The following is a 24,371-nucleotide window of genomic DNA, read 5'->3' on the forward strand; positions in this document are numbered from 1 at the left end:
CATGAACCATCCCTTCGTCCCCGCACAACTTGCCGCCGGCGCCCGCCGCCCGCTGCGCCCGGCTTCACAGCTGCTGCCGCTGGAGCAGCGCTTCATGTTCGACGGCGCCGTGGCCGATGCCGCCCACGCGGCCCAGGCCCACGACAGCGCCCCGCCGCCGGTGCCGCCGGCGGTGACGGTGCGCGCGGCCGAGCCGGCGCGGGACGAGGGCAAGAAGGAGGTGGTGCTGGTCGACACCTCGCTGGCCAACTACAAGACGCTGGAAGCGGGCGTGCGCGACGGCGTCGGCATCGTCGAATTCGACGGCAGCCGCGACGGCCTGGCGCAGATCGCGCAATGGGCCGCCGGCCAAAGCGGGCTCGACGCGATACACATCCTGTCGCACGGCTCGCAGGGCGTGGTCAACCTGGGCACCAATGCGCTGAGCGTAAGCTCGCTGGCTTCGTCGACGACGCAGGCCGAACTGGCGCGGCTGGGCCAGGCGCTGACGACGGATGGCGACTTGCTGCTGTACGGCTGCGACGTCGCCGCCGGCGACCACAACGCGCTGCTGGCCGGCATCGCCCAGGCCACCGGCGCCGACGTCGCCGCCTCGACCGACATCACCGGTTCCGCCAGCCTGGGCGGCAACTGGACGCTGGAGGCGCACGCCGGCGCCATCGAGGCGCGCGCACTGGCGCCGGCGCAGTACGACGGCACGCTGGAACTGGTGACGTTCACGTTCAACGTCGATGGCGACGACAATGGCCACGATACCGACGGCGACGGCCACAAGAACACCATCACCAAGACCGTCGGCGGCAAGACCTTCACCTTCGCCAGCGCCGGCCCCGACCTGTATATTTTCGGCGACGGCAATGGCCTGTATGCGCTGGACCCGGACCAGACCACGACGCGGCTGATCATCACCGTCCAGGCCGGCTACACCTTCGACCTGAACGCGCTGGACGTGGCCTCCTACGGCAACGACCTGGTCATCGACTACGTCAAGACCGACGGCACGGCCGGCACCACCATCCACAAGACGATCAACGACGACGGCACGCTGTCCCCGGTCACCGTGTCGCTGAGCGACGTCCGCAGCGTGACCCTCAGCTCCCTGCAGTACACGACCTTCCAGAATCTCGACATCTCCGACGTCAAGGCGCTGCCGCCGCCGGCCGCCGCGGTCAACGGCGCCCACCTGTCGGCCGACACCGGCACGCTGTCGACCGACTACATCACCAAGACCGCCGCGCAGACCATCAGCGGCACGCTGTCGGGCAACCTGGGCGCCGGCGAAAAGGTCGAGGTGTCCTACAACGGCGGCACCACCTGGACCGACGCCACCACCTACGCGGTCGGCAGCAGCGCGTGGAGCACCAACACCACGCTGTCCGGCACCAACACCTTCATGGCGCGCGTGACCAACGGCGGCTCCACCAGCACCGCCTATTCGCACACCTACACGCTCGACACCACCGCGCCGACCATCACCTTCAGCGCCCAGGCGCTGTCGGACGACACCGGCACGCTGGGGACCGACTTCATCACCCAGCACGCCGCCCAGACCATCACCGCCGACCTCAGCGGTACGCCGGCCGGCACCGACGTCGTCTGGGGCTCGATCGACAACGGCAGCCACTGGACCGACATCACCAACAAGGTCAGCGGCATGTCGCTGAGCTGGGACGGCGTCACGCTCGACAGCGGCGGCACGCTGCTGCTCAAGGTCACCGACGCGGCCGGCAACGACGGCACCGTGCGCAGCCAGACCTACACGGTCGACAGCACCGCGCCGACGATCAGCTTCGGCAGCATCGCGCTGTCGGCCGACACCGGCGTCAGCGGCACCGACTTCATCACCAAGACCGCCTCGCAGACCATCAGCGCCACGCTCGACGGCGCGCCGGCCGGCACCGACGTGGTGTGGGGCTCGGTCGACAACGGCGCCCACTGGACCAACATCACCAACAAAGTGGCCGGCACCGCGCTGAGCTGGGACGGCGCCACGCTCGGCGCCGGCGCCGGCGCCATCGTGTTCAAGGTCACCGACGCCGCCGGCAACGACAGCGCGCTGAGCTCCCAGGCCTACACGCTCGACACCACCGCGCCCACCACCACCGTGGCCAGCGCCGCCTTTTCCAGCGACACCGGCCCCCTGTCGACCGACTTCATCACCAGCGATCCGTCGCAGACCATCAGCGGCACGCTGTCGGCCAACCTGGCCAGCGGCGAAAAGGTCTACGTGTCGATCAACAACGGCGCCACCTGGACCGCCGCCACGGCCACCGTCGGCCAGAGCACCTGGTCGCTGGCGCGCACGCTGACGGCCAGCGACACGCTGCTGGTCAAGGTCAGCGACACCGCCGGCAACGACAGCACCGCGCTGTCGCAGGCCTACCAGTACGACACCACCGCGCCGACGATCACCTTCAGCGCCCAGGCGCTGTCGGACGACACCGGCACGCTGGCCACCGACTTCGTCACCCAAACCAGCGCCCAGACCATCACCGCCACGCTCAGCGGCGCGCCGGCCGGCAGCGACGTGGTCTGGGGCTCGCTCGACAACGGCGCCCACTGGACCGACATCAGCAACAAGGTCAGCGGCACCTCGCTGAGCTGGGACGGCGTCACGCTCGCCAGCACCGGCACGCTCAAGCTCAAGGTCACCGACGCCGCCGGCAACGACGGCAGCGTGCTCAGCCAGGCCTACACGGTCGACACCACCGTGCCGACGATCAGCTTCGGCAGTATCGCGCTGTCGGCCGACACCGGCGTCAGTGCCACCGACTTCATCACCAAGACCGCCTCGCAGACCATCAGCGCCACGCTCGACGGCGCGCCGGCCGGCACCGACGTGGTCTGGGGCTCGGTCGACAGCGGCGCCCACTGGACCAATATCACCAGCAAGGTGACCGGCACCGCGCTGAGCTGGAACGGCGCCACGCTCGGCGCCGGCGCCATCATGCTCAAGGTCACCGACGCCGCCGGCAACGACAGCGCGCTGAGCTTCCAGAGCTACACGCTCGACACCAGCGCGCCCACCACCACCGTGGCCACCGCCGCCTTCTCCAGCGACACCGGCACCTCGCCGACCGACTTCATCACCAGCGATCCGGCGCAGACCGTCAGCGGCACGCTGTCGGCCAACCTGGCCAGCGGCGAAATCGTCCAGGTCTCGATCGACAACGGCGCCACCTGGGCCACTGCCGCGGCCACCGTCGGCCAGAGCAGCTGGTCGCTGGCGCGCACGCTGACGGCCAGCGGCACGCTGCTGGTCCGGGTCAGCGACACCGCCGGCAACACCAGCACCGCGCTGTCGCAGGCCTACCAGTACGACACCAGCGCGCCGGCGATCACCTTCAGCGCCCTGGCGCTGTCGGCCGACACCGGCGCCAGCAACAGCGACTTCATCACCAAGACCGCGGCCCAGACCATCACCGCCACGCTCAGCGGCGCGCTGGCCGGCGGCGACATCCTGTACGGCTCGCTCGACAACGGCGCCCACTGGACCGACATCACCAGCAAGGTCAGCACCACGACGCTGAGCTGGGACGGCGCCACGCTCAGCGGCAGCGACACGCTGCAGCTGAAGGTGGTCGACGCCGCCGGCAACGAGAGCACGCCGCACAGCCAGGCCTACGTGCTCGACACCGGCGCCCCGGCCACGCCCGGCACGCCGGACCTGGCCACGGCCAGCGACACCGGCACGCTCAACAACGACAACATCACCCTCGACACCACGCCGACGCTGAGCGGCGCGGCAGAGAACGGCAGCAGCGTGGCGCTGTACGACGGCGCCACGCTGCTCGCCACCGTCACCGCCGGCGCCGGCGGCTGGACCTACACCACCGGCGTGCTGACCCAGGGCGACCACACCATCACCGCCATCGCCACCGACACCGCCGGCAACACCTCGGCCACGTCGGCCGGGCTGACCATCACCGTCGACACCGCCGCCCCCACCGTCACCTCGGTCGCGGCGCCGGCCAACGGCACCTACTACAGCGGCGGCGCGCTGGAATTCACCGTCAACTTCAGCGAGGCCGTCGTCGTCGACGACTTCGGCGGCACGCCGCAAATCGCCCTCACCGTCGGCGGCGCCACCCGCTACGCCGACTACGCGTCCGGCTCGGGCACCAGCGCGCTGCTGTTCCGCTACATCGTGCCGTCCGGCGACATGGATGCCGACGGCATCACCGTCGGCGCGCTGTCGACCCACGGCGGCCTGATGCAGGACGCCGCCGGCAACGACATCGTCACCACCCTCAACAGCGTGGGCAGCACGGCCGCCGTCAACGTCGACGGCTCGAACCCCAGCGTCACCGGCGTCAGCGCCAGCACGCCCGACGGCGCCTACGGCGCCGGCGCGACCATCACCATCACGGTCGACTTCAGCACGGCGGTCGATGTCGACCCCACCCACGGCACGCCGACCCTGGCGCTCGACGGCGGCGGCAGCGCCACCTACACCGGCGGTTCGGGCACCGCCACGCTGACCTTCAGCTACACCGTCGGCGCCGGCGAGAACAGCGCCGACCTCGATGTCGCCTCGATCGGCGCGCTGGCGCTCAACGGCGCCACCATCGTCGACGCCGGCGGCGCCCACCAGCCCGCCGCGGTCACGCTGGCCACGCCGGGCACCGCCGGCTCGCTGGGCGCCAACAAGGACCTCGTCATCGACACCACCGCGCCGGCCAACACGGTGGCCGGCGCGGCCTTCTCGGCCGACACCGGCACCTCGGGCAGCGACTTCATCACCAAGACCGCGGCGCAGACCGTCAGCGGCACGCTGACCTCCAACCTGGCCGCCGGCGAGCACGTCTACGTCTCGCTCGACAACGGCGCCACATGGGACCTGGCCGCCGCCACCACCGGCGCCAGCAGCTGGTCGCTGGCCGGCCAGACCCTGACCGGCAGCGGCACGCTCAAGGTGCGCGTCGTCGACGACGCCGGCAACACCGGCGCCGCCTACTCGCAAGCCTATGTGCTCGACACCACGGCGCCGACCATCAGCTTCAGCGGCGTGGCGCTGTCGGCCGACACCGGCGCCAGCAGCACCGACCTGATCACCAACACGGCGGCGCAGACCATCAGCGCCACCTTGAGCGGCGCGCCGGCCGGCACCGACGTCGTCTACGGCTCGCTCGACAACGGCGCCACCTGGACCGACGTCACCAGCAAGGTCAGCGGCACGACATTGACCTGGAACGGCGTCACCTTGGCCGCCAGCGACACGCTGCAGCTGCGCGTCACCGACGCCGCCGGCAACAACGCCGCCGCCACCAGCAAGGCCTACGTGCTCGACACCACCGGCCCCACCACCGGCGTGGCCACGGTGGCCTTCTCGGCCGACAGCGGCGCCTCGTCCACCGACTTCATCACCAAGACGGCGGCGCAAACCGTCAGCGGCACGCTGTCGGCCAACCTGGCCGCCGGCGAAAGCGTGCTGGTCTCGCTCGACAACGGCGCCACCTGGAGCGCCGCCGCCATCAGCGTCGGCAGCAACGCCTGGACGCTGGCCGGCCAGACGCTCAGCGCCAGCGACACGCTGCTGGTCAAGGTGGCCGATACGGCCGGCAACGACGGCGCCGTGCTCAGCCAGGCTTACGTCTACGATACGGCGGCCACCGTGCCGACCGTCGACACGCTGGCCACCATGAGCCTGACGCCTGTGCTGACCGGCAACGCCACGCTGGCGGCCGGCGAAACCCTGACCGTCACCGTCGGCGGCGCCACCTACGACGTCGTGCCGGTGGCCGGCGCCTGGAGCCTGGACCTGGCGAGCGCCGTGCCGAGCAGCGGCACGCTGGCCCTGCTCTTGAACAACCTGTACAGCGTGACGGCCACCGTCACCGACCTGGCCGGCAACACCGCCAGCGACATCGGCAGTGGCGAACTGACCGTCGGCACCCTGGCGGTGCCGCTGCCGACCACCGCCGCGACCGGCGTCTCGCTGTCGGCCGACAGCGGCGCCAGCAGCAGCGACCTGGTCACCAACGTCGCCGGCCAGACCATCAGCGGCGGCCTGTCGTCGTCCCTGCTGGCCGGCGAATCGGTGCAGGTGTCGGTCGACGGCGGCGCCAGCTGGCGGACCGCCGACGCCAGCGGCGCCAGCTGGTCGTTGGCCGGCGCCACGCTGGCGGCGGGCAGCAACCAGCTGCTGGTCAAGGTCAGCAACGCCACCGGTGACGGCGCCACCTACAGCAGCACCTATGTGCTCGACACCACGGCCCCGGCGGTGCCGACCGCCAGCGCCCAGACCGCGCTCACGACCACGCCGACGCTGACCGGCACCGCCACGCTGGCCGACGGCGAAACGCTCACCGTGAACGTGGGCGGCGCCACCTACCAGGTCGCCGTCAGCGGCGGCAACTGGAGCCTGGACCTGGCCAGCGCCACGCCGGCCTCCGGCAAGCTGATGCTGGCGGCCGGCAGCCGCTACGACGTCACCGCCATCGTCACCGACAAGGCAGGCAACCTCAGCAGCGATACCGGCAGCGGCGAACTGCTGATCACCGGCGTCCCCACCACCCTGGTCACCGGTGCCGCGCTGTCGGCCGACAGCGGCGCCAGCAGCAGCGACTTCGTCACCAATGTCGCCGCCCAGACCATCAGCGGCTCGCTGTCGGCGCCGCTGACGGCCGGCCAGCGGGTCGAAGTCTCGCTCGACGGCGGCACCACCTGGCGCGTCGCGTCGGCCGCCGCCGGCTCGGCCGCCTGGTCGGTCGATGTCACGCTCAGCGGCAGCAATCTGTTCATGGCGCGCGTCAGCAACGACGCCGGCAACGGCCCGGCCTCCCAGCATGCCTACACGCTCGACACCAGCGCGCCGCTGGCCACGCCGGTCGCGGCCATCGTCTCGCCGGCCGGCGCGCTCAGCGGCAGCCTGACGGCGCCGCTGGCCGCCGGCGAAGCGGTGCTGGTGTCGCGCGACGGCGGCAACAGCTGGCAGGCGGCTTCCGTGTCCGGCACCAGCTGGTCGTCGGCCGGCGGGGTCGACAACGCGATGCAGGTCGTGGTGCGCGATACGGCCGGCAATACCGGCAGCGTCCTGACGGTCGACGCGGTGGTGCCGGTGCCGCCGGTGCCGCCCGTGCCGCCGGTCCCGCAAGTGCCGGTAGTGGTCCAGCCGTCGGCCCCGGCCGCCACCACGCCGGGGCAAGCCGCCCCGGGCGAGGCCGCGCCGGGCGAAGCCGTCGCCGGCGCCACGCCGGGCGCCGGCCCGCCGGACTCCGGCGTGCCGCCCATCCTCAGCCCGACCAGCCCATCCAGCGTGGTGCTCGGCGTCCCGGCGCCGGACGCGCCATCCAATCCGCTGGCGCCGGCCAACATCGCCACGCTGACCGAGTCCAGCGCGCTGCTGGCCGCGTTCACGCCATCCGGCCTGCCGGAACAGCCGTTCGCCGGCGACGCGCTGGTGGCCAATGTGCCGATCGCCGACGTCACCTTCAGCAGCGGCGAGCGCATCTCGGTGCAACTGGCGCCGGATACCTTCGCCTCGACCTCCGGCAGCAATCCGGTGGTCGAGCTGAGCGCGCAATCGGCGGACGGCAAGGCGTTGCCGGGCTGGCTCAAGTTCGACGGCAAGGCCGCCCGCTTCGAAGGCACGCCGCCGCCCGGCTTTGAAGGCACGCTGAGCTTCAAGGTGACGGCGCGCGACGCCCAGGGCAAGGTCGCGGTGCAGGTCTTCAAGATCGTCGTCACCAAGGATGGCGCGGCGGCGCCGGTCAAGAGCTCGTCGCTGGACCGGCATGGCATCGATCCGGCCGGCCGCAGCGGCTTGAACGAACAGATGCGCGCGGCGACCGCCGGCAGGGCCGGCGCCGGCGCCGACCGCCTGGCGATGCTGTCGCGTAGCGCAGCGGCGGCGCGAGCGGCCGCATGAGCGACGGCGCACCAGTCAATCCGCTGCTGATACTGATCGAACTGGCCCAGCGCGCACGCGCCGCGGCCAGCGCCAACGAGCTGGCCTTCCTGGCGGTCAACGACAGCCGCGCGCTGGCGCCCTACCGCCAGGCCGCGCTGTGGCTGGGCGCCGACGGCGTGCATACCTTGTCCGGCGTGGTGGCGGTCGAAGCCAACGCGCCGTACGCGCAATGGCTGGACCAGCTGTGCCGCGCGCTGGCGGCCGGCCACACGGCCGGCACGCCGCTGGCGGTCGATGCCGCGCAACTGCCGCCGGCGGTGGCCGCCGCCTGGGACGAATGGCTGCCCAAGGCGGTGACCTGGCTGCCGCTGAACGCGCTGCACGGCGCGCCCGACGGCACGCAGGGAGCGGCCGATCCGGCCGGCCTGCTGCTGGCCGGCGACCTCCCCCTATCCCCCGAACAACAGGCCCTGCTGGGCGAATGGATGGATGTCTGGCAGCACGCCTGGCGCGCCGCCCATCCGCCGGCGCGCTGGTCGCTGGCGCGCCTGCCGTCGCGGCTGCGCGCCTGGTGGAGCGGCGGCGCCAAGGAAGACCAGCGGCGCCGCCGCCTGCGGCGCCGGCTGGCCGTCGGGCTGGCGGTGCTGGCGGTGCTGCTGTTCCCGGTGCGGCTGACGGTGCTGGCGCCGGGCGAGCTGGTGCCGGCCAACCCGGCCACGATACGGGCGCCGCTGGACGGCGTCATCGCCGATTTCGCGGTGCGGCCGAACCAGCTGGTGGCCGCCGGCCAGCCGCTGTTCTCGTTCGACCAGGCGCCGATCGGCAGCCGCCTCGACGTCGCCCGCGAAGGCTTGTCCACCGCCCAGGCCGAATACCGGCAGGCGGCGCAGATGATGCTCAACGACCCGCGCGCCAAGGGGCAACTGGCGGCGCTGCTGGGCAAGATGGCCGAGAAGCAGGCCCAGGCGACCTTCCTCGAAGGCCAGGCCCAGCGCTCGCGGGTGCTGGCGCCGCACGCCGGCATCGCGCTGTTCGACGACCCGTCAGAATGGATAGGCCGGCCGGTGCAGACCGGCGAGCGCATCATGCAGGTGGCCGCGGCCGACGACGTGGAAATCGAAGCCTGGGTGCCGATCGGCGACGCCATCCCGTTGGCCGAGCAGGCGCCACTGCACCTGTACCTGGCGGCCTCGCCGCTGACGCCGCTGACCGGCACCTTGCGCTACATGAGCCACCGCGCCGCGCCGCGCCCGGACGGCAGCTACGCCTACCGCGTGCGCGCCAGACTGGACGCGGTGGCCGGCCAGCGAATCGGCCTCAAGGGCACGGCCAAGCTGGCCGGCGAACGGGTGCCGCTGATCTACTGGATACTGCGCCGTCCGCTGGCCAGCATCCGCCAGTTCATCGCCTTGTAAGGACGCGGCAGCATGCAACCCAGCCTCCCCATGCTCCGCCAGGAGCTGTCGATCGATGCCGGCCCGCGCCTACCGGACGGCCAGCCCAGCTGGACGCTGCACGACCCGGTGCGCAACCAGTTCTTCCAGCTCGACTGGCCCAGCTTTGAAATGCTCAGCCGCTGGAACCTGAAGGATCCGCAGGTGGTCATCGACGCCATCAACCGCGACACCGCGCTGCAGCTGGACGGCGAGGCGATCGACGGCCTGCTGGCCTTCCTGCGCGACCAGCAGCTGCTGCAGCCGGGCCGTGGCGCGGCGGCGGCGCTGGCCGCCCGGCGCGACAACATGCGCGGCAACTGGCACGAATGGCTGCTGCACAACTACCTGTTCTTCCGCATCCCGCTGGTGCGCCCGGACCGCTGGCTGGGCTGGCTGACGCCGCAGCTGGCCTTCCTGTTCTCGCCCGCCTTCCGCTGGATGACCCTGGCCGCCGGCGTGTTCGGCGTGTTCGGCGCCTACCGCGAGTGGGACCGCTTCTCCGCCACGCTGATGGACACCCTGAGCTGGCAGGGCGCGCTGCTGTACGGCTGCGCCGTCACCTTCGCCAAGGTCTGCCACGAACTGGGCCACGCGCTGACGGCCAAGCGCTACGGCTGCCGGGTGCCCACCATGGGCCTGGCCTTCCTGGTGATGTGGCCGGTGGCCTACACCGACACCAACGAGGTATGGAAGCTGGCGCGCCGCGAGCAGCGGCTGGCCGTCGCCGGCGCCGGCATCATGACCGAGCTGATGATCGCGGCCTGGGCCACGCTGGCCTGGTCGTGGCTGCCCGAGGGCGGCCCCAAGCAAGTCGCCTTCCTGCTCTCGACCACCACCTGGATCGCCACCGTGGCCATCAACGCCAGCCCCTTCATGCGCTTCGACGGCTACTTCCTGCTGTCGGACTACCTGGGCCTGCCCAACCTGCACAGCCGCGCCTTCGCGCTGGCGCGCTGGGACTTGCGCGAGCGCCTGTTCGCGCTGAAGGAGCCGGCGCCGGAATCGTTCCCGCCGCGCCTCAACACCGGCCTGGTGCTGTTTGCCTGGGCGGTGTGGATCTACCGGCTGGTGCTGTTCCTCGGGATCGCCGCGCTGGTCTACCACTTCTTCATCAAGGCGGTCGGCATCCTGCTGTTCATGGTCGAGATCAGCTGGTTTGTCGCGCTGCCGCTGTGGCGCGAGCTGCAGGTGTGGCGCACCCGCTGGAGCACGCTGCGCCACAGCCGCCGCGCCTGGCGCAGCGGCGCGCTGTTCGCGCTGCTGGCCTTCGCCTTCATCGTGCCGTGGCCGGACCGGGTGCGCATCTCCGGCCTGCTGCAGCCGCAGACGCGGCTGGCGCTGTACGCGCCGGCCCACGCGGCGCTGGAGGCGCTGCCGGTCGGCAACGGCCAGCGGGTCGAAGCCGGCCAGCCGCTGCTGCGCCTGTCCTCGCCCGAACTCGATCTGCGCGAAGGCGAAACCGGCGCGCGCCAGGACCTGCTGGCCTGGCAATCGGCGGCGGCGGGGCTGGACAGCAACAGCCGCAAGGACTGGCAAGTGCTCAACGACCAGCTGGCTTACGCCAGCGCCGAACACGCGACCGTGGGCGCCGACCTGCAGCGCTTCCGTCCCGTCGCGCCGTATGCGGGCGTGCTGGTCGATGTCGACCCCGACCTGCGCCCCGGCGAATGGCTCAAGGGCCAGGAATATCTGGGGTCGCTGGTGGCGGCCGGACGCTGGCAGGTGGTGGCCTACGTGGATGAGGAAGCGGTGCGGCGCATCGCGCGCGGCGACCGCGCCCTGTTCATCGCCGACGGCCTGGCCGGTCCGGCGCTGCACCTGACGGTGGCCAGCATCGACCGCGACGCCAGCCGCACGCTGGGCGAGCCGGAACTGGCGGCGTTGTTTGGCGGCGACGTCCTGGTGCGCGAAAAGAACGGCGTGCTGTATCCGGAACACGCGGTCTACCGCGTGGTGCTGGACGCCGACAGCGACCTCTCGGCCACCAGCCCGGCCTGGCGCGGCCGCGTCGCCATCGCCGGCCGGTGGGAAGCGCCGGCGCTGCGCTTCCTGCGCGCGGCGGCGGCGGTGGCCTGGCGCGAGGCCGGCTTCTAGATACGATGACCACGGGCAGCCCCCGCTCGTGGTATCGTAACTGTCTAGGGCGCAGGCCTCCCCGGCGCCGATTCCAAAAATAGCAAGATTGCATCACTCATGGCAGAGAAAATCATCATGATGGCCGACCAGAGGCGCATTGCGCCGGCCATCCCCGCGATTCTGGAAGCGCCGACCGGGCTGCTGAGCGACCAGCTGGCGCGGCCGCTGCACGACCTGCGCATCTCGGTCACCGACCGCTGCAATTTCCGCTGCGTGTACTGCATGCCGAAAGCGGTGTTCGACAGCGACTACCAATACCTGCCGCATACCTCGCTGCTGTCGTTCGAGGAAATCACCCGCCTGGCCCGGATCTTCATCGCCCACGGCGTGGAGAAGATCCGCCTGACCGGCGGCGAACCGCTGCTGCGCAAGAATATCGAAAAGCTGGTCGGCATGCTGGCCGGGCTGAAGACCGTCTCCGGCAAGCCGCTGGACCTGACGCTGACCACCAACGCCTCGCTGCTGGCGCGCAAGGCGCAGTCGCTGAAGGACGCCGGCCTGCAGCGCGTCACGGTCTCGCTCGACGCGCTCGACAACGCCACCTTCCAGCGCATGAACGATGTCGATTTCGCGGTCGACGATGTGCTCAGGGGGATCGACGCCGCGCACCAGGTCGGCCTCGGGCCGATCAAGATCAACATGGTGGTCAAGGGCGGCATGAACGACCACGCGATCCTGCCGATGGCGCGCCATTTCATGAACACGCCCTACATCCTGCGCTTCATCGAATACATGGACGTCGGCGCCTCCAACGGCTGGAAGATGGACGAGGTGGTGCCGTCGGCCGAGGTGGTGCGCCGTATCCACGCCGAGCTGCCGCTGGAAGCGATCGGCGCCAACTACACCGGCGAGACCGCCGCGCGCTGGCGCTACGCCGACGGCAGCGGCGAGATCGGCCTGATCTCCAGCGTCACCCAAGCGTTCTGCAGCGACTGCTCGCGCGCGCGCTTGTCGACCGAGGGCAAGCTGTACACCTGCCTGTTCGCCAGCAGCGGCCACGATCTGCGCGCGCTGCTGCGCGAGGGCCGCAGCGACCAGGAGATCAGCACCGTGCTGGCGCACCTGTGGCGCGCGCGCGGCGACCGCTATTCCGAACTGCGCACCAACAATACAGACGGCCTGCAACGCAGCGCCAACAAAGTCGAAATGTCATATATCGGGGGATAGTTTGTCTTTGAAGAGCAAGGTCACCGGACTGATACTGGCGGGCGGACGCGGTACGCGCATGGGCCGCGTCGACAAGGGCTTACAGCCGTTCCAGGGCGCGACGCTGGCGGCGCACGTGCTGCGGCGGCTAGCGCCGCAGGTGGCCACGGTGATCGTCAACGCCAACCGCAACCTGCCGCAGTACCAGGCGCTGGCCGATGCGGCCGCCGTACTGCCGGATGCGATGGGCGGCTACGAGGGGCCGCTGGCCGGCCTGCAAACCGGCTTGCGGCATTGCGCCACCGAGCTGCTGCTGACGGCGCCCTGCGATTCGCCTTTCCTGCCGGCCGACCTGGCCGAGCGCCTGCATGCGGCGCTGGAATCCGAGGACGCCGACCTGGCCGTCGCCGTGACGATGGAGCGCGATGAGCAGGATCCCGGCGCCGCGCCGTACCGGCAGCCGCACCCGGTCTTCAGCCTGATGAAAGCCGGCGTCCTGCCGCAGCTGGAGGCCTACCTCGCCACCGGCGCGCGACGCATGGAGGGCTTTCACAAGACGCTGCGCGTGGCAGAGGTGATGTTCGACGACACGCACGGCTTTCGCAACATCAACACGCTGGAAGAGCTGCAGCACAACGAGCGCGAACGGCCGCCAGCCGCCGCGCCTGCGCCCTCACCGGCCGCCGGCGGCGACCACGACGCGCTGCCGGTCGCCGAAGCGCAGCGCATCATCCGCGAGCGCGTCACGCCCATCTCCGCCACCGAGCGCCTGCCGCTGCGCGGCGCATTGGACCGCGTGCTTGCCGAAGACATCATCTCGCCGATCAACGTGCCGGCCTACGACAACTCCGCGATGGACGGCTACGCCCTGCGCGGCGCCGACCTGCCCGCGGAGGGCGCCGCGCCCGTGGTGTTCAAGGCCATCGGCATCGCCTACGCCGGCCGCCCATGCACGCAGGCGCCGGCCGCCGGCGAATGCGTCCGCATCATGACCGGCGCCGCCATCCCGCCCGGCTGCGACAGCGTGATCCCGCAGGAGCTGGCGGCCTCCATCGACGGCGACAACGTCACCATCGCCCACGGCGCGATCCGCAGCGGCGCCAACCTGCGCCGCGCCGGCGAGGACCTGAAGGCCGGCGGTGTCGCCCTAGCCAAGGGCAAGATCATGCGTCCCGCCGATCTGGGCCTGGTCGCCTCGCTCGGCATCGCCGAAGTGGCGGTGCGGCGCAAGCTGCGCGTGGCCTTCTTCTCCACCGGCGACGAACTGCGCTCGCTGGGCGAATGCCTCGACGACGGCTGCGTCTACGACAGCAACCGCTATACCCTGTTCGGCATGCTGGCGCGGCTCGGCTGCGAAGTGATCGACATGGGCATCGTCCGCGACGATCCCGCCGCGCTGGAAGCGGCGCTGCGCGAAGCCTGCAACAGCGCCGACGCCATCATCACCTCCGGCGGCGTATCGGAAGGCGCGGCCGACTACACGCGCGACATCATGGCCCTGATCGGCGATGTCGCCTTCTGGAAGCTGGCCATGCGCCCCGGCCGCCCGCTCGCCTTCGGCAAAGTGGCGGCGGACGGCGGCAGCGCATGGCTGTTCGGCCTGCCCGGCAACCCGGTCGCGGTGATGGTCTCGTTCTATATGTTCGCCCGCCCGGCGCTGTTGCGCATGATGGGCGCGCCAATCCAGCACGCCCCGCAGACCATGCAGGCGCGCGCCACGGAAGCGATCCGCAAGCGTCCCGGCCGCACCGAGTACCAGCGCGGCATCCTCAGCGCCGGCGCCGGCGGCGAAGCGCAGGTGCGGCTCACCGGCGCGCAGGGCTCCGGCATACTGAGCTCGATGACGGAGGCGAACTGCATCGTCGTGCTGCACCACGCGCAGGCCAATGTCGCCGCCGGCCAGATGGTCGACGTGCTGCTGTTCGACGGGCTGGTCTGAGACTATGCCCCGCCTGCGGATCCGCAACCTGCAGTCCCCGCTGGCCGGCCCCTTCTCCTTCGATCTGGCGGCCGGCGAATGCCTGACCATCTCCGGCCCGTCCGGCGCCGGCAAAAGCCTGCTGCTGCGGATGCTGTGCGATCTCGACCCGAATACCGGCGAAGCCTTCTTGAACGACGTGCAGCGCGCCAGCATGGGCGCGCCGGCCTGGCGCGCCGGCGTGGTCTACCAACCGGCGGAAGCGGCGTGGTGGCTGCCGACCGCGGGCGAACATTTCAAACCCGGCCAGATGCCGCGCGTGCAGGAACTGCTGCCGCAGCTGAACCTGTCGCCGTCGCTGCTGGAGAGCGAGATCGGCCGCCTGTCCACCGGCGAACGCCAGCGCATGGCGCTGATACGTTCGCTGGCCTGCGGTCCGCAAGTGCTGCTGCTGGACGAGCCGACCGCCGCGCTGGACCCGGCCGCCGTCGCCGCCGTCGAACTGCTGCTGAAAAAGGAACTGGCCGCCGGCCTGGCGATCGTCCTCGTCACCCACTCCGAAGCGCAGGCGCAGGCGCTGGGTCAGCGCAGCATGACCATGCGCGACCGTCAACTGACCGCAACCGCGCCATGAGCGGCATGACGCCGATCCAGCCCGGCGCCATCGACCTGGCTGTCGCGTCCTCGCTGGTGGTGCTCAACGCCGCCATCTCGGCCTGCCTCGGCTTGCGCATGCAGCGCCAGATGCTGTGGGCCGCGATCCGCATGGTGGTGCAGCTGCTGCTGGTCGGGCTGGTGCTGCGCTGGGTGTTCGCGCTGGCCTCGCCGGCCGCCACGGTGGCGGTGGCCCTGCTGATGATCGTCGCCGCCGCGCGCGAAGTGGCGATGCGGCCCGCGCACGGACTGCGCGGCTGGCCGGGGGTCTGGCTCAGCACCGCCAGCGTCGGCCTGTCCAGCATCGCCACCGTGGTGCTGGCGCTGCTGACGGTGCTGCATCCGACGCCGTGGTACGAACCGCGGTACGCGATCCCGCTGATCGGCATCGTGCTGGGCAACGTGCTCAATTCCGCCAGCCTGGGCCTGGACACCTTCTACGGCGGCGTGGTCAACGCCCGCAACGCCATCGAAGCGCAGCTGGTGCTGGGCGCCACCCGCAACGAAGCGCTGGCGCCGCTGATACGCGAATCGGTGCGCAAGGGCCTGATCCCCATCATCAACCAGATGTCGGCGGCCGGCATCATCACCCTGCCCGGCATCATGACCGGCCAGATCCTCGCCGGCATGGATCCGATGGACGCGGTGCGCTACCAGATCCTGCTGATGTTCCTGCTGGCCGGCGGCAGCGGGATTGCGGTCACGCTGGCGGTCTACCTCGCCGCACACAGCATCACCGACGACCGCCATCGCTTGCGGCTGGAGCGCCTGCAACGCCGCTAGCCGTGCTGGCCGCGATCAGCAGCATGCCGCAGGCCAGGCCCGAGAAGGCCAGGTGCAGGCTGGATGCGTGGGCGATCAGGCCGATCAGCGCCGGTCCGGCCAGGATGCCGGCGTAGCCGATGGTGGTGATCGCGCTGATCGCCAGGCTGGCCGGCATGTCCTTCTGGCTGCCGGCGGCGGTGAACAGCACCGGCACGATGTTCGACGCGCCGGATCCGATCAGCACAAAGCCCAGCAGCGCGATCCACGGCGACGGCGCCAGCACCACGGCAAAGAAGCCCGCCGCCGCGCCCAGGCCGCCCAGCAACAGCACGCGCCGTCCGCCCCAACGCTGGACGATGCGGTCGCCATTCAGGCGGCCGACGGTCATGGCGCAGGCGAAGGCCGCATAACCGAGTCCGCCCTGCCCCGCCGTCAAGCCGCCGCTGCTGGTCAGGAACACCGCGCTCCAGTCCAGCACCGCGCCCTCGGCCAGGAACACCAGGCCGCATAAGGCGCCGATGAAGATCACCGAGCCATGCGGCATCACCAGCAAGGGCGCGTCGCGCTCGGCGGCGGCCGGCTCGCGCAGCAGGTGCGGCCCGGCCGCCAGCAGCACCAGCGCCACCGCAAGCGCCATCACCAGCGCCGCCGGCACGATGCCCATGCCGGCCCACAGCATCACGGTCATGCAGCCGGCGCCGGCGATGCCGCCGACGCTGAACAAGCCATGAAAGCCCGACATCAGCGAGCCGCCGTAGTCTTTTTCGACGATGACGGCCTGGATATTCATCGCCACATCCAGCGTGCCGATGGTGGCGCCGAACAGGAACAGCGCCACCGCCAGCGACGGCACGCTGGGCGCGATCGCCAGGAAGGGGAACACCGCGCAGCAGCCAAGGCCGGACAGCAGCACGATGCGGCGGCAGCCGAAGCGCGCTGCCAGCGCGCCGGTGACCGGCATCGCCAGCAGCGAGCCGATGCCGAGACACAGCAGCAGCAAGCCCAGTTGCCCCTGCTCGATGCCGGTGCGCGCCTGCGCGTAAGGCACCAGCGGCGCCCACGCCGACATGGCCATGCCCGCGGCCAGGAACGCCAGGCGCGTGGAGATGCGTTGTTTTAAACCGGTAGTTTTCAAGATAGGCTTTCTGATGTCAGGCGGCGCGCAGCAGGTTGGCGCCGGCCGCGGCGTAGGCGCCGGCGAGGTGGGCGTCGACCTGCGAGGGGACGACAAGGTGGGTCAGCTGCGCGATCGGCAGCACCAGGAAAGGCGCAACCGCGCCCAGCTTTTCGGCGGTGGCGGCGACCGCGGTCGCCTTGCTGAGCGCCGCGACGCGGCGCTTGAATTCCGCCTCTTCGAAATCGACCGCCGTCACGCCGGCCTGCAGGTCGACGCCGCAAGCGCCGATGAAGTACAGGTCCGGCCGTATCAGCTCGATCTCGCGCAAGGCGCTGGCGCCGACACTGGCGCCGATGCCCTGCTTGATGCGGCCGCCGATCAGGATCAGTTCAAGCTGCGGATGGTCCAGCAGCCGCGCGGCGATCAGCGGCGCGTTGGTGACGACCGTCAGCGGCACCTGCGGCAAGGCTTCGGCGATCGCCAGGTTGCTGGAGCCGGCGTCGAGGAATACCACGCTGCCGGCCTTCACCAGCGCCGATGCCGCCGCCGCGAGGCGCGACTTGTCCGGCATCTGCCGCGTCGCGCGCTGGGTCAGCGTGCCGGTTTCCGCCGACGCCGGGATGCGCACCGCGCCGCCGTATACTTTCTGGCACAGGCCGGCGGCGGCGAGATCGCGCAGATCGCGCCGTATCGTATCTTCGGTGACGTTCAGTTCTTGCGCCAGCTGGGCGGCCAGCACGCGGCCGTCGGCCGCCAGCTGCGCCAGGATCAGGGCGTGTCGTTCTTGCAGGAGGAGGTTTTCACGTTTCATGCCGCGAAGTGTACATAAACGCGGCATGAATGTAAACAAACACGCCAAAATACGCATAAATGCGCTTACAGGCCGTCCTTCAACCTCAGCAATGCTTCGGCCGAGTTGGCGAACAGCGCCGCATCCTTCTCGATGCGGCGGAACGCGCGTCCCAGGCTGGCGCGCATGAAGGTGCTGTGCGCGTAGCGCGTGACCTTGCTGTAGTAGCGCTCCGCCAGCCCGTTCACCGCCGCCACGTAGTCGTCCAGCAGGTCGGGGACGATGGAGAAGTTATCGTAGTTGATCACCGCCGGCACCTTGCGGCCCAGCGGCGCCAGGCGCTCGGCCACCATCGCGCAGATCCGGTCGATGGTCGCGGCGTCGCCCACCTCGAAGCCCTCGAAGTTCACGAAGAACAGCTCCTGCTGCGCGTCGTACACCAGCCGCTGCTCCAACGGCAGCGCCAGGAAGTCGGCGCGCCAGTTCATCGCCAGCGGCGAGAATATGCGCGCATCCATCGGCTTCAGGTCCGCGCTGATCGCCGGCTTGAAATCCATGTGCGCCAGGATGTCGCGCTCGACCTCCACGCCGGGCGCGATCTCGACCAGCTCCAGCCCGGACATGCCGCCGTCCAGCACCAGCCGGAACACGCAGCGCTCGGTGACGAACAGCGCCTCCTGCCCGCGCAGCGCCGCGTACTCGCCGCTGTAGGTGCGGTGCTCGACTTCGTTGATGAACTTGCGCGTGGCGCCCTTGTCGGCGGTGAAGGTGCCGACAAACACCACCTTGCGCGCATTCTGGCTGATGTTGATAAAGCCGCCCGCCCCGGCCAGCCTGCTGCCGAATTTGCTGACGTTCAGGTTGCCGTGCCGGTCCGCCTGCGCCAGGCCGAGGATCGCCACGTCCAGGCCGCCGCCGTCGTAGAAGTCGAATTGATACGGCTGGTCGATGATGGCATCGGCATTGGTGGCCGCGCCGAAGTTCAAGCCGCCGGCGGGCAGGCCGCCGATCACGCCCGGTTCCGCCGTCAGCGTCACCAGGTCGAGCAGTTTCTCTTCCGCCGCCACGTTGGCCACGCCCTCCGGCATGCCGATGCCGAGGTTGACCACGTTGTTCGGCCGCAGCTCCATCAGCGCGCGGCGGGCGATGATCTTGCGCTCCGAGAGCGGCATCGGCGCCACCGCCGACAGGGCCACGCGCAGGTCGCCGGCGAAGGCCGGGCTGTAGGGCTCGGCGAAGGTCTGCATGTGATACTCGGGCTTTTCCGCCACCACCACGCAGTCGACCAGGATGCCGGGAATCTTGACCTGGCGCGGATTGAGCGTGCCGCGCTCCGCGATGCGCTCCACCTGCACGATGACGATGCCGCCGGAATTGTGCGCGGCCATGGCGATGGCCAGCGCCTCCAAGGTCAGCGCCTCGCGCTCCATGGTGACGTTGCCGTTGGCGTCGGCCGTGGTGCCGCGGATGATCCCCACATGCACCGGCTGGGATTTGTAGAACAGGTACTCTTTTCCGCCCAGCGTGATCAGCTCGACCAGCTCCTCGGTGGTGCGCTCGTTGATCTTGCCGCCGCCGTGGCGCGGGTCGACGAAGGTACCGAGGCCGACATGCGTGAGCAGGCCGGGCTTGCCGGCGGCGGTGTCGCGGAACAGCTGGCTGATGACGCCCTGCGGCAGGTTGTAGGCTTCGACCTTGCCGCTGATGGCCAGCTGCTGCAGCTTGGGCGCGAGGCTCCAGTGGCCGCCGATGATGCGTTTCAACAGGCCTTCGTGGCCGAAGTGATTCAGGCCGCGCTCCTTGCCGTCGCCCTGCCCGGCGGCGTAGACCAGCGTCAAATCGCGCGGGTGGGCGTCGGCGAGGAAGCGCTTTTCCAGCGCCACCGCGATGTTCTCGGCAAACCCTACGCCGACGAAACCGCCGGTGGCGATGGTGTCGCCGTCGTGTATCAGGCCGACCGCATCGGCCGCGCTGACGATCTTGTTGCGCTGGACGGCCGGCATGCCGGTCGAGGAAAAATCGAGACTGCGAGCAGGCATGGCTAGCTCCGTAAATGTCAGCTACATCTTAGTCCGTATCGAGATCGCTCTTGTCCAACTCCGGGCCAAGCAGCAGCTGCGCCGCTTCGCTCGGCAGGGCCTCCACCGTCTTCAACTTGCGCGCCATCTGGCGGCTGCGGGTCTCGGCCGATTCGATGTTCTTGGCGGCGCGCTCCAGCGTCAGCTTGGTCGCGGCCAGCACGTCGCCGAACTTGGAGAACTCCGTCTTCACGGCCCCCAGCACCTGCCACACTTCCGACGAGCGCTTCTCCAGCGCCAGCGTGCGGAAGCCCATCTGCAAGCTGTTGAGCAGCGCCGACAAGGTCGACGGCCCGGCGATGCTGATGCGGTTCACCCGCTGCAGCTCGTCGGCCAGCCCCGGCCTGCGCATCACCTCCGCGTACAGGCCCTCGGTCGGCAGGAACAGGATCGCGAAATCGGTGGTATGCGGCGGCGACACGTATTTTTCCGAGATGGTCCTGGCCTCGCCGCGCACCGCGCGTTCCAGCTCGCGGCCGGCCAGCGCCACGCCCTCGACGTCGGCGCGCTCCGCCGCGTCCAGCAGGCGCTCGTACTGCTCCTTCGGGAACTTGGCGTCGATCGGCATCCACACCGGCGCGCCGCCTTCGACCTGGCCCGGCAGCTTGAGCGCGAACTCCACGCGCGCGCCGCTGCCGGCGATGGTCTCGACGTTCTTGGCATACTGCTCCGGCGTCAGCACCTGCTCCAGCAGCATCTCCAGCTGCACCTCGCCCCAGGTGCCGCGCGTCTTCACGTTGGTCAGCACGCGTTTCAGGTCGCCGACGCCCAGCGCCAGCTGCTGCATCTCGCCCAAGCCCTGGTGCACCCGCTCCAGCCGCTCCGACACCTGCTGGAACGACGCGCTCAGGCGCGCCTCCAGCGTAGCGTGCAGTTTCTCGTCGACGGTCTTGCGCATCTCTTCCAGCCGCGCGCCGTTGTCGGCCTGCAGATCCTTGATCTTCGCTTCCAGCGTCGCCCGCACTTCCTGCATGCGCGCGGCGTTCGATTCGGTCAGCCGCGCCAGCGTTAGATTCATGCTGTCGGCGAACTGCTTCAGGCTGCGGCCCTGCTCGTCGCGTCCGACCAGGCCTTGCGCCTCCAGCTGGCGGCGCATGCCGTCGAACTGCTGCACGGTCGATGCATGCGTGGCCTGCGCCGTGGTCTGCAGCTGCACCCGCACTTCGCGCTCGACGCGCTCGATGCGCTCGGCCAGCCCGGCCTCGGCGGCGCTGTCGCCGCCGCCGCGCGCGCGCAGCAGCGCCAGCACCTGCAGCACGATCACCGCGGCCAGCGCCGCCAGCAAAATGAAAAATTCGCTCTGGCCCATGGCGTCAATCCGGCTTGTTGCGCATCCAGTCGGCGGTTTGATAGAAGGACTCCATCAACCGCAACCGCAGCGCTTCGTCGACGCCGACATCCTCCATCGCCCACGCCATGGCGCGCAGCCACTGGTCGCGCTCCCTGGTGCCGATGGCGAACGGCATGTGCCGCATGCGCAGGCGCGGGTGGCCATGCGCTTCGATGTACAGGTCGGGCCCGCCCATCCAGCCGCTCAGGAACATGAACAGGCGCTGGCGCGCGTTGTCCAGCGATGGCCCGTGCACGGCGCGCAGCAGCGCGAACTCGGGCTCCAGTTCCATCAGGTCATAAAAACGGTCGACCATCTCGCGCACGCGCGATTCGCCGCCGATCACATCATAGAGAGTTCGGGATTCAGTCATAGCCTCCATGATAGCGTACCGGGCGGCGACCTGTGGCGGGCTTGCGCCAACCGCTACACCAGCGCCAGCCGGCGCAGGCGCCGCGTCGACGACCAGCTCTCCAGGTCGACCTGGTCGCGGATGTCGCCGCAGGCCTGGACGATGCGCGCCAGTTGCCCGCGATCGAGCCCGGAGTTCAGCGTCAGGCGCACCAGCGAACGGTTTTTCGGCGTGGCCGGCGCGCAAAACATGGCGCCGTAGACGCCGTGCGCCTCCAGCTGCTTGCGCAAGGCCAGCGTCTTGGGTTCGGCGCCGGCCTCCAGCGCGATGATCTGCTCGCTGCCGTCGCTGACGTTGTAGCCCAGCGCGCTCAATTCCGCGCGCAACGCTGCCGAGTGCGCGTGCAGGGCGGCGCGGCGGTCGTCGGCCGCGGCGACGAAATCGATGGCGGCGTCGAACCACGCCAGCTCGTGGCCCAGCATGCAGGAACTGAAAATCGCCGGGCGCGACTCCGACAGGAAGTAGCCCTTGAATTTGCTGGAACAGGTGATGAAGCCGGCCCGCCCGGCAAACGCCTTGGCCAGCGACGCCGTGCGGAAGTGCACCCGCTCGCTCAAGCCCAGTTCCGCCACCAGCCCGGCGCCGCGCGGGCCGTGCGTGCCCAGCGAATGCGATTCGTCGACGATCAGCACGCAGCCGCTTTGCTCGGCGATCTCCACCAGCGCCGCCAGCGGCGCCAGGCTGCCGTTGGTGCTGTACAGCGCATCGACCACGATCAGGCCGCGCCCGTAGCGCTGCAGCTGCTTGCGCAAATGCTCCATGTCGTTGTGCATGAAGGACACCGGCGTCGCGCCGGCCGACTGCACGCCTTCCCACAGCGAGGCGTGGGCCTGCATGTCGAGGTAGACCGGGATGCCCGGCCCGGCCAGCGCCTGCACCAGGCCGACGTTGGCGGCCCAGCCGGATTGCGCCAGGATGCCGTCCTGCGCGCCCATGAACCGCGCGAACTTGCGCTCCAGCCGGTGCTGCGCGCTGCCCTCCTGCAGGAACACCGCCGACATCAGCATCTCGTTGCGGCTGCCGCGCAGCGCCGCGACCTGGGCCGCCACCAGCGCCGGTTCGCCGGCCAGGCACAGGTAGTCGTTGCCCGCCAAAAACACCGCGCCGGCCGGCGTCGGCTGCCAGGCGTGCGGGTGCTCGCCGCCCAGCAATTGTGCGATGTGCGTGATGTAATGTTCATCCATGCGCCGGGTGACAAAATCCGGCATCAACTGCTCAGCTGGGATGGGAAGAATGCGGGCATGGGCGTGATCTTGCGCAAACGCGTAGGACATGAGAATTCTCCTTGAGGGCCTGATGGACGAGGGAAAAAGGTTGTTTTTTTATGAATCCAGGACCAACCATGAGGCCAAAAAAACAAAGAGAGATTGATGCGGATCAATTTTTGGCTTGGTATTGCGGAGTGCGCTGCAAAATAAGCGGATCATTGCAACTTGATTAAAATCAAATGTCCCCATGAAGCATCCCCTCCCCGAACGCTGGAAACGCTGGCAAAGCGGACTGGTCCAATCTTTGCTGCTGTACCACGGCCGGGAGGACCATGCGACCGTGCGCGTTTTGCTGCTGGCGTCGATCGGCACGGTCGGCATGCCGCTGTATTACGTGATCTGGCAGCACTTCTTTCCGCAGGAATACGAGACGCTGTCGCTGCGGATGCTGGGCATCCTGCTGTGCGCGCTGGGCCTGTTCGCGCGCCAGTTCAGCCGCCACATGCTGAACCTGTACCTGCTGGTCACGCTCAGCTACATCTTTCCGTTCTTCTTCACCTTCATGTTCCTGATGAACCACGCCTCGGGCGTGTGGGGCGAGTCGCTGCTGATCGGCCTGGTGGTGCTGTTCCATTTCGATACCGGACTGGCGCTGCGCGCCTACGTGATCGGCACCACGCTGGCCTGCCTGGTGGCGATCCTGCTGGGCGAGGGCCCGACGCTGCTCAGCAAGCCGGTGCTGCAGCAGGTGCCGATCCACTGGTTCACCATCGCCGCGCTGTCGGCCGCCAAGATCAGCCGCCATGTGCTGGCGCAGGAAAAGCTGGCCGGCCTGGGCGCCGGGCTGGCCACCGTGGCGCACGAGCTGCGCACGCCGCTCACCAGCGTCGACGCCAACGTGCGCGGCCTGTTGCGCATCTTCGCCGACGGCCCGGCCCGGGCCGGCGAGGACCGCCTCGGCACGGTGGACGCGCTGGCGCGCATCCAGTTCGAGGTGCGCCATATGAACCACATGATCGACCTGTTCCTGCTCAGCGCCACGGCGGTGCGGCAGAACCTGCGGCCGGTCGAATCGGTGTCGATGGAGACGGTGGTGGAGGCGGTGCTCCGGCGCTATCCCTTCTCCAGCACCAGCCAGCAGAAAATCGTCAAGCTCGAAGTGCGGCGCAATTTTCATTTCGCCGGCCAGACCGAGCTGTCGGTGGTGATCCTGCTGAACCTGCTGCGCAACGCGCTCAAGGCCGTGCACCGCGCCGGCAAGGGCCGCGTGCGCATCGTCGTCGACGGCGGCCACGGTCCGCCGCGGCTGCTGTTCATCGACACCGGCTGCGGCGTACCGGCGCAGCAGATGTCCTTGATTTTCCGGCGTTTCTATTCCTACCCGCCGCACAACGGCGCCGGCATCGGCCTCGCGCTGTGCCAGGAGATCATGGAGGCGTGGAGCGCCAAAATCCGTTGCGTCTCGCGCGAGAGCGCCTACGCCATCTTTGTCCTGGAATTCCCCCAGCCGCCGAATATCCCGAGGTGAA

Annotated in this window: 14 protein-coding genes; 8 read left to right on the forward strand and 6 right to left on the reverse strand. The window is 69.8% G+C overall.

The annotated features are described in order from the left end of the window. Position 1: 1 nt before the first annotated feature. The 7 genes from ACEN9F_RS11895 (at position 2) to ACEN9F_RS11925 (ending at position 15,925) form a co-directional block, all read left to right on the forward strand. Positions 2-7,870: an Ig-like domain-containing protein gene (locus tag ACEN9F_RS11895; protein WP_413420229.1), complete on the forward strand. Its 7,869-nt coding sequence runs from the start codon at positions 2-4 to the stop codon at positions 7,868-7,870. Beyond that, positions 7,867-9,267, forward strand: a complete 1,401-nt coding sequence (locus tag ACEN9F_RS11900; RefSeq protein WP_413420230.1) for an efflux RND transporter periplasmic adaptor subunit — start codon at positions 7,867-7,869, stop codon at positions 9,265-9,267. Before ACEN9F_RS11895 ends, ACEN9F_RS11900 begins: the two co-directional genes overlap by 4 nt. Before the next feature lie 12 nt (positions 9,268-9,279). Beyond that, positions 9,280-11,382 (forward strand): HlyD family efflux transporter periplasmic adaptor subunit, encoded by a 2,103-nt coding sequence (locus tag ACEN9F_RS11905; RefSeq protein WP_413420231.1) that lies wholly within the window; start codon positions 9,280-9,282, stop codon positions 11,380-11,382. Positions 11,383-11,481: 99 nt separating this feature from the next. Continuing rightward, positions 11,482-12,591: a GTP 3',8-cyclase MoaA gene (gene moaA, locus ACEN9F_RS11910; RefSeq protein ID WP_413420232.1), complete on the forward strand. Its 1,110-nt coding sequence runs from the start codon at positions 11,482-11,484 to the stop codon at positions 12,589-12,591. Between the two features lies 1 nt (position 12,592). After that, a complete protein-coding gene (gene glp / locus ACEN9F_RS11915; protein ID WP_413420233.1) occupies positions 12,593-14,509 on the forward strand; it encodes a gephyrin-like molybdotransferase Glp in 1,917 nt (638 codons plus the stop codon). Between the two features lie 4 nt (positions 14,510-14,513). Next, positions 14,514-15,122: an ATP-binding cassette domain-containing protein gene (locus tag ACEN9F_RS11920; protein ID WP_413420234.1), complete on the forward strand. Its 609-nt coding sequence runs from the start codon at positions 14,514-14,516 to the stop codon at positions 15,120-15,122. Between the two features lie 5 nt (positions 15,123-15,127). Continuing rightward, positions 15,128-15,925 (forward strand): ABC transporter permease, encoded by a 798-nt coding sequence (locus ACEN9F_RS11925; protein ID WP_413427040.1) that lies wholly within the window; start codon positions 15,128-15,130, stop codon positions 15,923-15,925. On the opposite strand, the gene ACEN9F_RS11930 is transcribed toward ACEN9F_RS11925, so the two are convergent. The 6 genes from ACEN9F_RS11930 to cqsA all read right to left on the reverse strand — a co-directional run bounded on the left by ACEN9F_RS11930 (position 15,876) and on the right by cqsA (position 22,908). Further along, positions 15,876-17,042 carry an MFS transporter gene (locus ACEN9F_RS11930; protein ID WP_413420235.1) on the reverse strand — a complete coding sequence of 389 codons (1,167 nt, stop codon included), beginning with the start codon at positions 17,040-17,042 and terminating at the stop codon, positions 15,876-15,878. The genes ACEN9F_RS11925 and ACEN9F_RS11930 overlap by 50 nt on opposite strands. Before the next feature lie 16 nt (positions 17,043-17,058). Continuing rightward, the gene (locus ACEN9F_RS11935) at positions 17,059-17,835 is read right to left on the reverse strand and encodes a DeoR/GlpR family DNA-binding transcription regulator (protein WP_413420236.1); all 777 of its coding nucleotides are present in this window, start codon (positions 17,833-17,835) and stop codon (positions 17,059-17,061) included. A gap of 65 nt (positions 17,836-17,900) precedes the next feature. Beyond that, the gene (locus tag ACEN9F_RS11940; protein ID WP_413420237.1) at positions 17,901-19,853 is read right to left on the reverse strand and encodes an acyl CoA:acetate/3-ketoacid CoA transferase; all 1,953 of its coding nucleotides are present in this window, start codon (positions 19,851-19,853) and stop codon (positions 17,901-17,903) included. A 28-nt stretch (positions 19,854-19,881) separates the two neighbouring features. Continuing rightward, a complete protein-coding gene (gene rmuC, locus ACEN9F_RS11945) occupies positions 19,882-21,201 on the reverse strand; it encodes a DNA recombination protein RmuC (protein WP_413420238.1) in 1,320 nt (439 codons plus the stop codon). 4 nt (positions 21,202-21,205) lie between these two features. Beyond that, complete coding sequence (locus ACEN9F_RS11950) at positions 21,206-21,604, reverse strand: group II truncated hemoglobin (protein ID WP_413420239.1); 399 nt, start codon at positions 21,602-21,604, stop codon at positions 21,206-21,208. Between the two features lie 44 nt (positions 21,605-21,648). Beyond that, complete coding sequence (gene cqsA, locus ACEN9F_RS11955; RefSeq protein WP_413420240.1) at positions 21,649-22,908, reverse strand: alpha-hydroxyketone-type quorum-sensing autoinducer synthase; 1,260 nt, start codon at positions 22,906-22,908, stop codon at positions 21,649-21,651. A 181-nt stretch (positions 22,909-23,089) separates the two neighbouring features. On the opposite strand from cqsA, the gene ACEN9F_RS11960 reads away from it, so the two are divergent. Next, positions 23,090-24,370: a sensor histidine kinase gene (locus tag ACEN9F_RS11960; protein WP_413420241.1), complete on the forward strand. Its 1,281-nt coding sequence runs from the start codon at positions 23,090-23,092 to the stop codon at positions 24,368-24,370. Position 24,371: the final 1 nt, after the last annotated feature.

This window comes from Duganella sp. CT11-25, from assembly GCF_047302815.1.
Taxonomy (GTDB): Bacteria; Pseudomonadota; Gammaproteobacteria; order Burkholderiales; family Burkholderiaceae_D; genus Rugamonas.